This is a genomic window from Methylomonas koyamae, assembly GCF_001644025.1.
GTDB lineage: Bacteria > Pseudomonadota > Gammaproteobacteria > Methylococcales > Methylomonadaceae > Methylomonas > Methylomonas koyamae_A.
On record NZ_LUUK01000177.1, the window covers coordinates 1 to 13503 of the forward strand.

A 13503-nucleotide genomic window follows, 5' to 3' on the forward strand; every position below is an offset into this window, starting at 1 on the left:
GGAGTACAAATCTAGATTTGTACTCCAATGCGTGGCTTGGGCGGCTCCGGTTGGGAAGAGCGGGGTTGAATCGCGGCTGGTCGGCCGAGCCAAAAAGACTCGGCGTCGAGTATCGTTGGTTCGGCGTCGGGCAAAAAAGACTCGGCGTCGAGTATCGCCGGGTCGACGTCGGGCAAAAAACACTCGGCGCCGAGTATCGTTGGTTCGGCGTCGAGCAAAAAACACTCGGCGTCGAGTATAGCCGGTTCGGCGTCGGGTAAAAAACACTCGGCGTCAAGTATCGCCGGTTCTGCGTCGGGCAAAAAACACTCGGCGTCGAGTATCGTTGGTTCGGCGTCGGGCAAAAAACACTCGGCGTCGAGCAAAAAAGACTCTCTGCCGCATGTCGCTGGCGGTCGGCCCTAGACTCCCGATACCGGCGAATTTTTGCGATTTTTGATCGGTGAAAAGGCTAGGAATGCGATGCCGCTGAACAAAAATCAGGCCGAAGGCGTTAACGGAACGCTGGTTGAAAGCGTACTCAGCATTGTCGAATCGCCGGCTGTAAATTGTGCGGTCATGCTATGCGCCGCGTCCGCCGTGCCGGCGATATCGCTGCCGTCCGCCCAAAACGCATTGGCGGTTCGCGGTCCTATAGCCCGCGAGACTGCCACGACGAAAATTGCCCCTTACGCCCTGCGGGTCGCGGTATCGTGATCGCACGGTTCGTGCTCGACGATCAAAATGGCTTGGCGTCGAGCGAGTCTTTGGTGACGACGGCAGGCGAGGTGCGCATAGCCGCTGCTACGGATTCGCCAGATAGTTAAAAAATTCCCGCAGCCAATCCTGACCGCGTTTTTTCGGAAATTGGTTGGGATGCCGCTTGACCCATTTCAGCGCGTAAATCATCGGCACCGAATCCAAATCCTTGATGTGGTTGGTCCGCCAAAGCTTGCGGACGATCTTGGATACTTGAAACTTCAACTCGATGTGCTTGACGTGTTCCGGCGTCGGATTTCGGCAATGTTCGGCTGGCGAGGTGACCAAATACTCCCGACAAGCCAGCGGCCGAACCGGGTGAATCGAACAGCTTTCCGCTTCCAAAAACGGGCAGGCCACGCCAGAATGAAAATAACGTAGCGCGTGCGTCTGGACCGCTTCGTGCGTCGTTCCCTCTGCCAGCATCCGTTCCAATTGGCCCAGCCAGTCGATCTCGTCCAGTTTGGCGCAGCCGTCGGCAAATCGTTGCTTGATCGCCGAACGCTTCGGCTCGGGTATTTGTTCGACCAGCCCGGCTATCTGATAGGCCTCGAACTCCGCCAACGGCACCACTTGCCGGCAGCAAGCGCCGCAGCCGGCTTGGCAGGAGATGGTGGCACCGTCCGCGACAAATACCTCGACCGCGGTTTCGACGAAGGTGTTGTTGATGCGATGCAGCGCCGGCAGGATTGCCACCGGCGTGACTTTTTCCGCCGGCGCGCTGAGTTCCAATTCTATCGGTTTGCCGTAAAGCGTCAGTTTGATGTTGGCGGGCGTGGTTTTGCGCATAGGCTCTGCTCAAGGAATCGGAAAACTGTCTCCGGTATGCCGGCGACGATGGACGGCAAGCGGCGGGTGCTTGGGGTTATTTACCGTTCGCCAAGCGCTACCAGCATAGAAGCTTTTACGAAAAATCGAAACTTCGGCTTGCAACTCTCCGACAGCGCCACGGATTGCCTTGCTGAATAGCCTCTTATGACGGCATAACCAAGGTTTTCATACCTCGCCGAAAGCGCTCGCTCCGGACATACGGCATTTCGTAAACAAGACGGCATCTCGTGGCGATATCCAGAAATTCCAGCCGGCCTAGTCGGTGGCGGTCGGCGCCAAAACCAAAAAATAACTTTCAAATACAGCCGCTTAAAAATTTAAAAATCCGGCGACCGGCTTTGGCACGGCAATTGACTCTATTCCATCGAACTCAACCGTAAGGCGAACAAGTTCGGTAAAGCCCGGAGGACGCGGCGGTACCGGCCTTGTTGACCCGGATATTCAACATATTGCAACCCATTCGACCCTATAACGAAATCATTCAAGAGGCGCATCATGAAAACCATAGAAAGCACACTATCGAATCCCCAGGCATCGACCGACAAGCTGTCGCTCAAACGACTCCGCTCCGGCGTTTCCGCTCTGGTTTTGGCCATCAGCGGGCTGGGGATAGCCCAACCGGTCGCGGCGGCCGTGTTCAATCCATTCATCAATATTACCGGTAAGGTGGAATTCGATAGCTTAGGCACGCCGACCTTACCGACCAACGCCACCCAAAACGGCGAATTGATCCGCGTCGTCGGCGGCGCGACCACCACTACCAGCTTAATCAACGATCAGATTGTCGGCGACGACCCGCTGAGCGGGAGTTTATCCGACATCGGCGACGGTTTCGGCATCAAGCTGCACGCCGAAGGCGGTTCGAAAGACGAGCCGTCGTTTATGAGTTCGCTGTTCGGCGACTTGGCCTTGTCCATCAGAAACAGCTCGGCGGTCGACACGTTTTTGGTGAGCTTGAAATTCGATTTCAGCCATTTGGTTGCGGCTCCCGAGACCAAAACCATCAAAGGTAACGGCGATTTTGCCCAATCGATAGTACAGCTCCATAAAAAGGACAACAGCGAATTGCTGTTCAGCAAACTCATTTCGGATACGGTATTCGGCAACGAAGCCCGACCCGCGAGCGCACCGGACCAAAATACGGCCAGCGGCTACGGTGGAAAGTTGGTCGACAGCGGTTCGCGCTTGCTGACCTTCATTCTACACCCCGGCGAATTGCTGGAACTGGGCGACGACAGTCCGGAGTTAACGTTGTTCGGCGGTGCCGATCCGGGCGCTTTCTTCCTGGCGGACACGTCAGCCTTTCTCAGCGTCGCCGAGGTCACTCGACAAACCACCAACACCGTGCCGGAGCCGGAAACCTTGCTGCTGATGGCGATCGGCTTGCTGTCGTTCGGCCTGTCCAAACGCCGCGCAAGCACTTGCTAAAACAAAACGCTTTAAATCGACGAATTACTCAACATCACTGAATAAAGGTACTTCCCATGTCTAAAAAATCCTTGAAAACCCTATTGGCCCTGACCATCGCAAGCTTGAGCGGCTCCGCCGCCGCCTGCGGCTCGCAACCTTATATCGGCGAAGTATGCACCTTTGCCACCACCTATTGCCCAATCGGTTATGCAGAAGCCGACGGACGCTTGTTATCGATAGCTCAAAACCAGGCGCTGTTCGCCTTGTTAGGCACTACTTACGGCGGTAACGGACAAACGACATTCTCATTGCCGGATTTACGCGGCCGCAATCCGATCGGCGTCGGCGTCGGCCCGGGCTTGGCGCCGGTCGATTTGGGCGAGATCAGCGGGCAGGAGAACGTAACATTATTCCAGCCGAATATGCCGTTTCATAGCCACGCGGCTAATACCATCGTCACCGCGAAATTGCATGCCGTCAACAGCAACGGTAACAGCACCAATCCGAGCGGCAAGTTTCCGGCCGTCTCCGCGAATCGGGATAACATTTATTCCAACTCGCCCTCGAACGCTGAGTTGGCGACGGATGCCGTTACCGTCAACGCCAGCACGACGGTGGGCGCTAGCGGCGAGAGCCATCCATTTTCAGTACGCAATCCCTACGTCGGCATGCGTTATTGTGTCGCGACTGTGGGCATCTTTCCTGGACGCGAGTAGCATCAAACCCCCAAGAGCGCGGCTCAGGCCGCGCCTTTTGTGTTTGCGGGTAAGAGATGTGGTCCTATTGGTATTAACAGGAAATTGATGGATGTAAGGTTGCGGCAGAGGAAGTATTCTAGACTTAAAGCCATCGAACAGCCGCTGAGTTAACTGGCGGTCAGGCGCGGTACCGACAGCGCCCCCTTGTCGTCGCGATCTACGGCGAAACGGCTGGACCGTTCAGTCTAGCCGGTACTTTCCAGGCGCCGGGGCTCGGCTTTCGCTTCGCCGGTTTCCAGCAAACCATAAAACGGACGAAACGCCATCATCAAGGCTCGGTAAATGGCAAAGGCGTCGGTCGGATCTTTTTGCTTGAGTTCGGCGATTTCGTTCAGGTAACGATGTAGCATTTTTACCAGATTCTCGATCGTCATCGCCAGCCAGGCGTCGTTGGTAATCCATTTGTCGATAAATTCGTCCAGGCGGGCGAAAGTCATTTTCAGCAAGGGATAGGCGGTTTGGGTTTCCTTGAATTCCCGAAGCGCCACGTACTCGATGTAAGCCCGGTCTGAGGCTAGTCGCGGTCGGTTGGTAATCGTTAAATACGTGGCTTTGTAGTCGGCATGGAGGGTGTCGAATTTCTCGCAAAATTCGGCTTCGCTGGTCATTTCTAACCACGGTTGAAGAATCGTCACCGTGATGGCGTAGCATTCGTCGATCGCGTCCGCCATCTTGTCGAATTGTTCGACAAAGTCAGGCTTTTTGAGCTCGTCTTTAATTAAGCTTGCGATCGCGGCCAACTCGCCCGCGGTGACGCAAACCGTCGCCAATTCCCGAACAATTTTAAGTTCGCCTGCCATGGTGTCGATACCTCATTGCTGTCTGGTAGAAAATGAACAATCGCCCCGATACGAGGCTTATGCGGTCAAATCGACGATTTCGGCGATGCAGGCATTGTCCTTGACCGTGTGCAGGGCGTTGTCGAACAGCATATTCGAGTTATATAAAACGCTTTTAACAATGATGTTACCCACCGTATCCTTGATCACAAAGAAGGTATCGCCCTCTGGTACCCGGCTGGCGGCGATTTGGTGGCTCATTAACGAACCGGTGCGGACTTCTTTAATGCCTTGTATCGCTTCTTCCTTATTGGGGTAATCGCCGCTCATCAGGATCAGTTCGCCCTTGCTGCTCAGGAAGTTGAATACATATTGATTGTCTTCGTTGGTTTTCAGTTCAAAGGTCGCTGGCATGATCTGCTCCGGAGTTAGTCGGTTGGATGGGGTCGTCGCCGGTCGAATACCGGTTTTCCAAGCTCCGTAAAGCTCAAAATAGCGAGACGGACAGAAAACCTGGGTACGGCGGCGGACGCTGTCTATCCAAACGCAAGCATTGTGCCAAGAAAAAAACATTTAAAATCAATAGGCAATCTGGATGTGCTGGCGCAATTGTCGGGTTCGCGACACAACAACGGCGGCGGTTCGATTACGAAATAGGGCATGCTTTAGCGGAAACTTAATAGCTTGGTTGCCGGACAAGAAGCTACGCTTGGCGTGGGTTTTGAAAATGATGGAATTTGTCTTCTCCGGAAGAGGTTGGCTTAGGTCGAACCGGCGCGAATGCGGCTCGCGTTTCAGGGTTAACGGCACTTGGTGGATTTTCAAGAAATGCGGATTACCCGAAGCTACGCTAAGCTTCGCTTTCAATACCCGGTTCGGACTTTTTTGTGCTTATGAAGCTCCAAGTCTTGCTACTCTTTACGGTTATAACCGCTACATCGGCCGAAGGCGCTGAATTCCTTGAGACTCATCTTGAAGAAAATGGAGCGAGATTGACACTTACCCGGTCCGACGGAAGTAACTTTCCAGCGCCGAGGATAGAAGATCAAGATGGCTTTAGTAAGCCTGCAGTGTCCGCCAACAAGCGATACGCCGGTTGGTTAGCCATGTATCGGAATCAGGGAACTTCCTATCCGCAGCCCATCCTTCTTGCCGTCTTGGGGCCGGAGAGCCGTCTGAGAAGATTCACAGGGGATTTCGGCATGATCTACGGTTGGTGCTTTACGGGCGATAGCAGGAGTGTGGTCTATCAGTACCAGTTTCCGCACGGGGTTTCGCCCATCGGCTTTGAAATGTGGCGTCTGGCGGATGGCAAGCTTCAGCGAAAGATTCAGATTGCGCCGATCGCGCCCGATGCGAACGAAGATGAGGTCATTGGCGGGAGCGCGCCAGCCTGGACACAGTGCGCTCAAGCAAGCAGCATTGCGGAATAAGGAGTAGCGGGTTTTTAAAGGCGCAATTTGCGGAGAGTCTTGCCTGAATGCGCATCCCGTCCACGGGGGATGCCGCAGCTGCACATCGCCAAAAAAAGCCCGATCCGTTTGCCGCGGATCGGGCCTGTTTGGATGTTATAAGTCTATCAGGGTTTTTGCGAGATGCGCTTGACCGCTTCGGCGACGATGTCCAGCAGTTCGTTGCCGCCGTGCTGCAAATATTCGACGATTTGCTTGCGCATTCTGGGTTCCCAGAAATTGCGGATGTGGGTTTCGACGCCGCTGACCGCGACATCGTGTTCCGGCTCGGATTGGAAAAACGCGCCGATGTTATTGGCCATTTTGACGAGATTGCTGTTATCCATGAGTTATGCGGCAGATTCTTGATAATGTTGTAAACGAAAGGGGTGGGTATAAATCGTGTGGTTTTCGTTGCGGGTGAAGCCGACCAAGGTCAGGCCGCATTCGTCCGCCAGCCGTATCGCCAGCGCGGTCGGTGCCGAAATGGCCGCCAGTAGCGAAATGCCGACGCTGGCGGCCTTTTGGACCATTTCGTAGCTGGCGCGACTGGTTACCAATAGCCAGCCGGCAGAGAAGTCGCAACCGGTTCTGGCAAGCGCGCCGATCAGTTTGTCCAGGGCGTTGTGGCGGCCAACATCTTCCCTCACCATCGCGATGCCGCGTTCCGGCTCCAGCCAGGCGGCGGCATGTACCGCGCCGGTCAGCAAATTCAGCGCTTGTTGCTGCTGCATCGATTCGAAAGCCCGGCTGAGCAGCGCGGCGTCCAATATTGAACCATCGCCGACCCGGCGGGCCGGGCGGATGGCTTGTTCCAGCGTGGTTGCGCCGCACAGACCGCAACCGGTGCGGCCGGTCATGTTCTTGCCCTTGCCGTGCAGATTGTCGAAGCGTGCCTCAGGGATCTGCATACGGACTTCGACGCCTTTGGCGCGCTGCACCACTTTGACCGACAGCAGTTCGGCTGGGTGGCGGATGATGTCTTCCGTCAGGCTGAAGCCGAGGCCGAAGTCTTCCAGATTCAGCGGCGTGGTCAGCATCACGACGTGAGGGATCGTGTTGTAGACCAGCACTACCGGTACTTCCTCGGCCACGTAGTCTTGCTTTCGGCTATGGATGGGGCCGCGCCAGCTATCGAACGTGCCGGTTCGATAGCTGGTCCAGCCCAGTTCCTCTGGGACCGGGTCCATGTTGCCTCGGTTTTTAGCCGGCGCCGATGCGGTTGTCCAGCAGCGACTGCTGGTCGTCGGAGAAGGCGCGGTATTCACGCTGCCAATCAGACGGTTGAGCGACCTTCGCGACGTGTACCGCCGTCACTTTGTATTCGGGGCAGTTGGTCGCCCAGTCCGAGTTGTCGGTGGTGATGACGTTGGCACCGGAATGCGGGAAGTGGAAGGTGGTATAGACCACGCCCGGTTGCATTCGGTCGGTAATCAGCGCCCTCAACACGGTTTCGCCGGTGCGGCTCTTGACGCCGACCCAGTCGCCGTCGGCCACGCCCAGGACTTCGGCGTCGTGAGGATGGATTTCCAATTTGTCTTCGGCGTGCCAAGCGACGTTGTCGGTGCGGCGAGTCTGCGCGCCGACGTTGTATTGCGACAGAATACGGCCGGTGGTCAGGATTAGCGGGTATTTGCTGCTGGTGCGTTCCGCGGTCGGAATGTATTCCGTCAACAGGAAACGGCCCTTGCCGCGCACGAAATGGTCGGCATGCATGATTGGCGTGCCGTCCGGGGATTCGTCGTTGCACGGCCACTGGATGCTGCCCATCTCGTCGATTTTCTCGTAGCTGACGCCGGCGAATTGCGGGGTCAGGCTGGCGATTTCAGCCATGATTTCCGACGGATGGCTGTAATTCATCGGAAAGCCCAGTGCATTGGCCAGGTCTTGGGTAACTTGCCAGTCTTCCTTGCCGCCCAGCGGTGTCATCACTCGGCGCACCGGCGAAATCCGGCGCTCGGCGTTGGTGAAGGTGCCGTTTTTCTCCAGGAACGAAGAGCCGGGCAGGAATACGTGGGCGAACTTGGCGGTTTCGTTTAAGAAGATGTCTTGCACCACGATGCATTCCATTTCCCGCAAGGCATGATGGACGTGGTTGATGTCCGGGTCGGATTGCGCGATATCCTCACCTTGCACGTACAGGCCCTTGAAGCTGCCTTCTATCGCGGCGGCGAACATGTTGGGAATGCGCAGGCCGGGCTCGGAGGCCAATGTCACGCCCCAAGCCGCTTCGAATTGCGCGCGGGTGGCGTTATCCGAGACGTGGCGGTAGCCGACGAACTCATGCGGGAACGAGCCCATGTCGCATGAGCCTTGCACGTTGTTTTGACCGCGCAACGGGTTGACGCCGACGCCTTCGCGGCCAATGTTGCCGGTGGCCATCGCCAGATTGGCGATGCCGATCACGGTCGTCGAACCTTGGCTATGCTCGGTGACGCCCAACCCGTAGTAGATCGCGCCGTTGCCGCCGGTCGCATACAGGCGAGCGGCGCCGCGCATCGCTTCGGCGGGTACGCCGGTCAGTTCGGCGACGGCTTCCGGCGAGTTTTGCGGTAGGGCCACAAAGGTTTTCCATTTGTTGAACGATTCGACGTCGCAACGTTCCAGCGCGAATTGTTCGTTGATCAAGCCTTCGGTAACGATGACGTGGGCCAGCGCGGTGACGACGGCGACATTGGTGCCGGGACGAAGTTTCAGGTGGTAGTCGGCCTTGACGTGTGGGCTGTTACGTACCAAATCGATGCCCCGCGGATCGACGACGATCAGTTTGGCGCCTTGACGCAGCCGGCGTTTCATCAGCGAACCGAACACCGGATGGCCGTCGGTCGGGTTAGCGCCTATGACCAGAATGACATCGGATTTCAATACCGAATCGAAGGTTTGAGTGCCGGACGATTCGCCGAAGGTGGTTTTCAGGCCGTAACCGGTCGGCGAATGGCAGACCCTGGCGCAAGTATCGACGTTGTTGTTACCGAAGCCGGCACGGATCAGTTTTTGCACCAGATAGGTTTCTTCGTTGGTACAACGCGACGAGGTGATGCCGCCGATTGAATCCTTGCCGTATTTGGCTTGCAATTGTTTGAAGCGGTCGGCCGCGAATTGAATGGCTTCTTCCCAACTGACAACGCGCCAGGGGTCGCTGATTTTGTCGCGTACCATCGGCGTGGTGATGCGGTCTTTGTGGGTGGCGTAACCGAAGGCGAAGCGGCCCTTGACGCAGGAGTGACCGTGGTTGGCCTGGCCGTTTTTGTCCGGCACCATCCGCACCAATTGCTCGCCCTTCATTTCGGCTTTAAACGAACAGCCGACGCCGCAATAGGCGCAAGTAGTAATGGCGCTGTGCTCGGGCTGGCCGTGGTCGATCACGGCTTTTTCCATCAAGGTCGCGGTCGGGCAAGCTTGTACGCAGGCGCCGCAAGACACGCACTCCGATTCCATGAACGGTTGGTCTTGGCCCGGCGATACGTGGGACTCGAAACCTCGGCCGTCTATCGTCAATGCGAAGGTGCCTTGCACTTCTTCGCAGGCGCGGACGCAACGCGAGCAGACGATGCATTTGGAGGGGTCGAAAGAGAAATAGGGGTTGCTGTTGTCTTTTTCCGCTTTCAGGTGGTTTTCACCTTCGAAACCGTAACGGACTTCGCGCAAACCGACTTCGCCGACCGTGTCTTGCAATTCGCAATTGCCGTTGGCGGAGCAAGTCAAGCAATCCAATGGGTGGTCGGAAATATAGAGTTCGGCGATGCCTTTGCGCAGTTTGGCGAGCTTTTCGTTTTGGGTGACGACTTTCATGCCTTCGCCGACCGGTGTCGTACAGGATGCAGGGTAACCGCGCGCGCCTTCGATTTGCACCAAGCACATCCGGCAGGAGCCGAACGGGTCGAGGTGGTCGGTGGCGCACAGCTTCGGTATGCTGATGCCGGCTTCGGCGGCGGCGCGCATGACCGAGGTACCTGCGTTGACGGTCACCTTATGGCCGTCGATTTCAAGGTTGACGGTTTGTTGGGACGCGCTGGCCGGCGTTCCGTAATCGACTTCGTTGTTGAGTGACATAAGCTACCTCCGGGGGATCGGTTAGGCTTTGGTGGCTTGGAGGCCAAAGTCTTCAGGGAAATGATTCAGCGCGCTCAACACCGGGTAGGGTGTCATGCCGCCCATGGCGCACAAGGAACCGCACGTCATTGTGTCGCATAAATCACGCAGCAGTTCGGTGTTCTTGGCTTTGTCGACGTTATCGAGGATACGGTCGATGACTTCGACGCCGCGAGTAGAGCCGATCCGGCATGGCGTACATTTGCCGCAGGATTCTTCGACGCAGAATTCCATCGCATAGCGGGCCATGTCGGCCAGACTGGTGGTGTCGTCGTGTACCACGATGCCGCCGTGGCCCAACACCGCGCCGATCGCGGCGAAGGCTTCGTAATCGAGTGGGGTATCGAACTGGCTTTCCGGCATATAGGCACCCAACGGACCGCCGACTTGCACGGCCCGGATCGGCCGGCCGCTGGCGGAGCCGCCGCCGTAGTCGTACAGCAATTCTCGCAATGTGACGCCGAATGCGGCTTCGAACAGGCCTCCGTGCTTGATGTTACCGGCCAATTGAATCGGCAAGGTACCGCGCGAACGGCCTAGCCCAAAATTTTTGTAGTATTCGCCGCCTTTATCCAAAATGACCGGAATCGAGGCCAGCGAAATCACGTTGTTGACGATAGTGGGTTTGCCGAATAGGCCGACGATGGCCGGTAGCGGCGGCTTGAAACGGACCAGGCCGCGTTTGCCTTCCAGACTTTCTAGCAGCGATGTCTCTTCGCCGCATACATAAGCGCCGGCGCCGCTACGGACTTCCAGATGGAAGGTCTTGCCGCTGCCTTGAATGTTTTCGCCGAGGTAGCCGTTTTCATAGGCGGCAGCGATAGCTTGGTTCAGGGCAATTTTGGCGTGGGGGTATTCGATGCGCAGATAGATGTAGCCTTGGGTGGCGCCGACGGCCAAGCCGGCAATCGTCATGCCCTCGATCAACACGAAGGGGTCGCCTTCCATGATCATTCGGTCGGAAAAGGTGCCGGAGTCGCCTTCGTCGGCGTTGCAGACGATGTATTTTTGTTCGGCAGGGGCGTTTAACACGGTATTCCACTTAATGCCGGTCGGGAATGCGGCCCCGCCTCGGCCGCGCAGGCCGGATTCGGTAACTTGTTTAACGATGTCGGCAGGTTGCAGCGCCAGCGCGTTTTTCAAGCCGCGGTAACCGTCGTGGGCCAGATAATCGTCCAAGCTGACGGGATCGGTGATACCGACGCGGGCGAAGGTCAGGCGGTTCTGGTTTTTAAAATAGGGAAGGGCTTCTATATCGCCCAGATATAAGGGGTGTTGTTTGCCTTCCAAGAGGCCGGATGCTAGCAGGGAGGCGACATCTTCCGGTTGTACTGGGCCATAGGCGACACGGCCGGCGTCGGTTTCGACCTCGATTAGCGGTTCCAACCAGAACAAGCCACGTGAACCGTTGCGGATGATTTCAATGTTTTGGCCGGCGGTATGCTGTTGCAGGGTCTGAGCGACAAGTTCAGCGCCCAATGACAGCGCTGTGGAGTCGCGGGAGATAAACAGGCGGGTCATTATTCGGTACCTTTAAAAGTGGCTAGCAACTGATCGAATTTTTCCGGCGACACTCGGCCGAACACTTCGTTATCTATGGTGATAGCGGGGGAGCACGCGCAATTTCCCAGGCAGTAAACCGGTTCTAGCGAAAACATTCCGTCTGCGGATGTCTCGTGAAATTCGATGTTCAGCGTTTGTTTTGCGTGGGTTTCCAGAGTTTTACTGTTCATGGACTGGCAGGACTCGGCGCGGCAGATGCGTATCGTATGCTTGCCCGGCGGGGTAACCCGGAAATAATGGTAAAAACTAACGACCCCGTGAACTTCCGCCTTGGAAAGGTTGAGTGTCTTGGCGATATCCGGAACTGCGTCGGGCGGAATGTAACCCAAGGTGTCTTGAATACCATGCAGTATCGGCAACAGATTCCCCGGCATCTCTCGATGAGCGTCCAGTATCTTCAACACTGTGGGTTGTTGGGTTTGATAGTCTTGCATCACTGGCCCTGTAGTTAATGACAAAATAATTAGCACGCTATTTAAACATGAACGAAGCGAAGTTTGCAATTGGTTGTCATGCCTCAAAGCCGCGAATTTCCTCAACTTGGGGTGGCAATCGTCTGTTCGACCCGGTCCGGAATTTTTAGTTCTGATCGATTCAAAATCGAATTTTAGCGCTTTACTTCCAAATGATAATTGTTATCATTACATGCAGATTGTATTTGCCGAGAGGATTCCATGTACATTTGTGTTTGTAAAGCGGTCACGGATAGGCAGGTAGAGCAAGCTTTGAACGAAGGTGTATGTAGTCGTAAGCAGATTATGCAATGCACCGGAGCGGGTGGGGTTTGCGGTAAATGCACCGCCAGTATAAAAGCCTTGATCGACGAAAATTTGCGCAATCAACCGGCGCAAGCCGCTTAGGCTATAGAGGAACGGGTCGGCTAACGCCGGAGGGGTGAAGGCACAGGGCTGGTTAGCCCTGTGCAATAGCGGACTATTTTGCTGCGGGGGCCGTTTCAGAAGGTTGGCCTTCCGCCGGTTTGTCGGCCGTTGGCGCCGGTGCTGGGTCGGTGGGCTCAGCTGCTTGAGTTGCTTCCGGTTGTTTTGCCGGTTCCGGCGGCAACATGATTTCGACCTTCGCACTTTTCCGCAGGTTTTCAATCATGGCCTGCGCTTTTTGGCGCTGCAGCATCGGCCGCAACTGTTCCTTGACGGCGTCGAACGGCGGCGGAGTAACCGCTCTGGAGTCTTCGCGGAATATCACGTGCCAACCGAATTGAGTCTGAACCGGTTGTTTAGTGTATTTGCCGTTTTCCAGCGCGACTACGGCTTCGGAGAATGGCGGCACCATGCGGTCGGCGGTAAACCAGCCTAAATCACCGCCTTCGGAACCCATTGGGTCGATAGAGTTTTTCTTGGCCAGCTCCGCAAAGTTGCCGCCTTTATCCAATTCGGCGATCAATTTTTTCGCCTCGTCTTCGGTTTTTACCAAAATGTGGCTGGCTTTGTACTCGTTGCCGGCATTGGCCATTTTGGAGTCGTATTCTGCCTTGATTTCTTCGTCCGAGACCGGATTGGATTTCAAATAGTCCTGTAACGCTGCTTGCGAAAGCAAGGAGTTACGGATCGTGGCTAGGCGCTCCATCACTTCGGGACTTTTATCGAGTTGCTTTTGCACGGCCAATTGAATCAGCAATTCGCGTTGAATCAACTCTTCCAATAGTTGCTCTTTTGGGAAGGACTGGCCTTGGCTACGCTCGGAGATTTCTTTTTCCAGGGTCTCCAAGGTTTTTTTGCCGATGTAGGTGCCGTTGACCGACGCGACGGCGTCTTCTTTACTGACGGTCGGCGCGGCCGGCGCTGCTTCCTGAGCCTTCTCTTGGGTGCAGCCGTAGAGCAGAGCGGTACCGGCCAGGATCAGCGGGATGAGTTTTAATTTCAT

Annotated in this window: 15 protein-coding genes; 6 read left to right on the plus strand and 9 right to left on the minus strand. The window is 56.0% G+C overall.

What is annotated here, in order from left to right:
- Both A1355_RS26185 and A1355_RS14240 read left to right on the plus strand, forming a co-directional pair.
- Positions 1-260: hypothetical protein (locus A1355_RS26185; RefSeq protein WP_231883675.1), on the plus strand; the 260-nt coding region annotated here is incomplete at its 5' end.
- A 202-nt stretch (positions 261-462) separates the two neighbouring features.
- On the plus strand, positions 463-696 hold the full coding sequence (locus A1355_RS14240) for a hypothetical protein (protein WP_064029260.1): 234 nt from the start codon (positions 463-465) through the stop codon (positions 694-696).
- A gap of 87 nt (positions 697-783) precedes the next feature.
- Here the strand turns inward: A1355_RS14240 and A1355_RS14245 are convergent, their stop codons facing one another.
- Positions 784-1527 carry a YkgJ family cysteine cluster protein gene (locus A1355_RS14245; RefSeq protein ID WP_064029262.1) on the minus strand — a complete coding sequence of 248 codons (744 nt, stop codon included), beginning with the start codon at positions 1525-1527 and terminating at the stop codon, positions 784-786.
- Between the two features lie 537 nt (positions 1528-2064).
- Here A1355_RS14245 and A1355_RS14250 point away from each other — a divergent pair.
- Positions 2065-2997, plus strand: coding sequence for a PEP-CTERM sorting domain-containing protein (locus A1355_RS14250; RefSeq protein ID WP_064029265.1), 933 nt, complete (start codon positions 2065-2067; stop codon positions 2995-2997).
- A gap of 56 nt (positions 2998-3053) precedes the next feature.
- Positions 3054-3695 carry a phage tail protein gene (locus A1355_RS14255; protein WP_064029267.1) on the plus strand — a complete coding sequence of 214 codons (642 nt, stop codon included), beginning with the start codon at positions 3054-3056 and terminating at the stop codon, positions 3693-3695.
- A gap of 227 nt (positions 3696-3922) precedes the next feature.
- Here A1355_RS14255 and A1355_RS14260 read toward each other — a convergent pair whose 3' ends face one another.
- Positions 3923-4537, minus strand: coding sequence for a hypothetical protein (locus tag A1355_RS14260; protein WP_064029269.1), 615 nt, complete (start codon positions 4535-4537; stop codon positions 3923-3925).
- A gap of 57 nt (positions 4538-4594) precedes the next feature.
- Positions 4595-4930, minus strand: a complete 336-nt coding sequence (locus tag A1355_RS14265) for a DUF1508 domain-containing protein (RefSeq protein WP_064029561.1) — start codon at positions 4928-4930, stop codon at positions 4595-4597.
- A 479-nt stretch (positions 4931-5409) separates the two neighbouring features.
- Between A1355_RS14265 and A1355_RS14275 the strand changes: the two genes are divergently transcribed.
- Entirely contained in the window at positions 5410-5949 is a 540-nt protein-coding gene (locus A1355_RS14275; RefSeq protein WP_064029273.1) for a hypothetical protein, read from the plus strand.
- A 146-nt stretch (positions 5950-6095) separates the two neighbouring features.
- On the opposite strand, the gene A1355_RS14280 is transcribed toward A1355_RS14275, so the two are convergent.
- Genes A1355_RS14280 through A1355_RS14300 form a run of 5 tightly spaced genes read right to left on the minus strand, consistent with a single transcriptional unit; the run spans position 6096 to position 12056 of the window.
- Entirely contained in the window at positions 6096-6314 is a 219-nt protein-coding gene (locus A1355_RS14280; RefSeq protein WP_064029275.1) for a formate dehydrogenase subunit delta, read from the minus strand.
- Between the two features lie 3 nt (positions 6315-6317).
- Positions 6318-7157 carry a formate dehydrogenase accessory sulfurtransferase FdhD gene (gene fdhD, locus A1355_RS14285; RefSeq protein ID WP_064029277.1) on the minus strand — a complete coding sequence of 280 codons (840 nt, stop codon included), beginning with the start codon at positions 7155-7157 and terminating at the stop codon, positions 6318-6320.
- A gap of 13 nt (positions 7158-7170) precedes the next feature.
- Complete coding sequence (gene fdhF / locus A1355_RS14290) at positions 7171-10020, minus strand: formate dehydrogenase subunit alpha (RefSeq protein ID WP_064029280.1); 2850 nt, start codon at positions 10018-10020, stop codon at positions 7171-7173.
- Between the two features lie 21 nt (positions 10021-10041).
- Entirely contained in the window at positions 10042-11580 is a 1539-nt protein-coding gene (locus A1355_RS14295; RefSeq protein ID WP_064029282.1) for a formate dehydrogenase beta subunit, read from the minus strand.
- The gene (locus A1355_RS14300; protein ID WP_064029284.1) at positions 11580-12056 is read right to left on the minus strand and encodes a formate dehydrogenase subunit gamma; all 477 of its coding nucleotides are present in this window, start codon (positions 12054-12056) and stop codon (positions 11580-11582) included. Before A1355_RS14300 ends, A1355_RS14295 begins: the two co-directional genes overlap by 1 nt.
- 240 nt (positions 12057-12296) lie before the next feature.
- Here A1355_RS14300 and A1355_RS14305 point away from each other — a divergent pair, with 240 nt between their 5' ends.
- Positions 12297-12482, plus strand: a complete 186-nt coding sequence (locus A1355_RS14305; protein ID WP_064029286.1) for a (2Fe-2S)-binding protein — start codon at positions 12297-12299, stop codon at positions 12480-12482.
- Between the two features lie 73 nt (positions 12483-12555).
- On the opposite strand, the gene A1355_RS14310 is transcribed toward A1355_RS14305, so the two are convergent.
- Positions 12556-13503 (minus strand): peptidylprolyl isomerase, encoded by a 948-nt coding sequence (locus A1355_RS14310; protein ID WP_064029288.1) that lies wholly within the window; start codon positions 13501-13503, stop codon positions 12556-12558.

Excerpts from the sequence above, each read along its gene's own strand:
- A1355_RS14255 (WP_064029267.1), top strand. The coding sequence starts at position 3,054 with ATGTCTAAAAAATCCTTGAAAACCCTATTGGCCCTGACCATCGCAAGC.
- A1355_RS14245 (WP_064029262.1), bottom strand. The coding sequence starts at position 1,527 with ATGCGCAAAACCACGCCCGCCAACATCAAACTGACGCTTTACGGCAAA.
- A1355_RS14305 (WP_064029286.1), top strand. The coding sequence starts at position 12,297 with ATGTACATTTGTGTTTGTAAAGCGGTCACGGATAGGCAGGTAGAGCAA.
- A1355_RS14260 (WP_064029269.1), bottom strand. The coding sequence starts at position 4,537 with ATGGCAGGCGAACTTAAAATTGTTCGGGAATTGGCGACGGTTTGCGTC.
- A1355_RS14265 (WP_064029561.1), bottom strand. The coding sequence starts at position 4,930 with ATGCCAGCGACCTTTGAACTGAAAACCAACGAAGACAATCAATATGTA.
- A1355_RS14295 (WP_064029282.1), bottom strand. The coding sequence starts at position 11,580 with ATGACCCGCCTGTTTATCTCCCGCGACTCCACAGCGCTGTCATTGGGC.
- A1355_RS14275 (WP_064029273.1), top strand. The coding sequence starts at position 5,410 with ATGAAGCTCCAAGTCTTGCTACTCTTTACGGTTATAACCGCTACATCG.
- A1355_RS14310 (WP_064029288.1), bottom strand. The coding sequence starts at position 13,503 with ATGAAATTAAAACTCATCCCGCTGATCCTGGCCGGTACCGCTCTGCTC.
- A1355_RS14280 (WP_064029275.1), bottom strand. The coding sequence starts at position 6,314 with ATGGATAACAGCAATCTCGTCAAAATGGCCAATAACATCGGCGCGTTT.
- fdhF (WP_064029280.1), bottom strand. The coding sequence starts at position 10,020 with ATGTCACTCAACAACGAAGTCGATTACGGAACGCCGGCCAGCGCGTCC.
- A1355_RS14250 (WP_064029265.1), top strand. The coding sequence starts at position 2,065 with ATGAAAACCATAGAAAGCACACTATCGAATCCCCAGGCATCGACCGAC.
- A1355_RS14240 (WP_064029260.1), top strand. The coding sequence starts at position 463 with ATGCCGCTGAACAAAAATCAGGCCGAAGGCGTTAACGGAACGCTGGTT.
- fdhD (WP_064029277.1), bottom strand. The coding sequence starts at position 7,157 with ATGGACCCGGTCCCAGAGGAACTGGGCTGGACCAGCTATCGAACCGGC.
- A1355_RS14300 (WP_064029284.1), bottom strand. The coding sequence starts at position 12,056 with ATGCAAGACTATCAAACCCAACAACCCACAGTGTTGAAGATACTGGAC.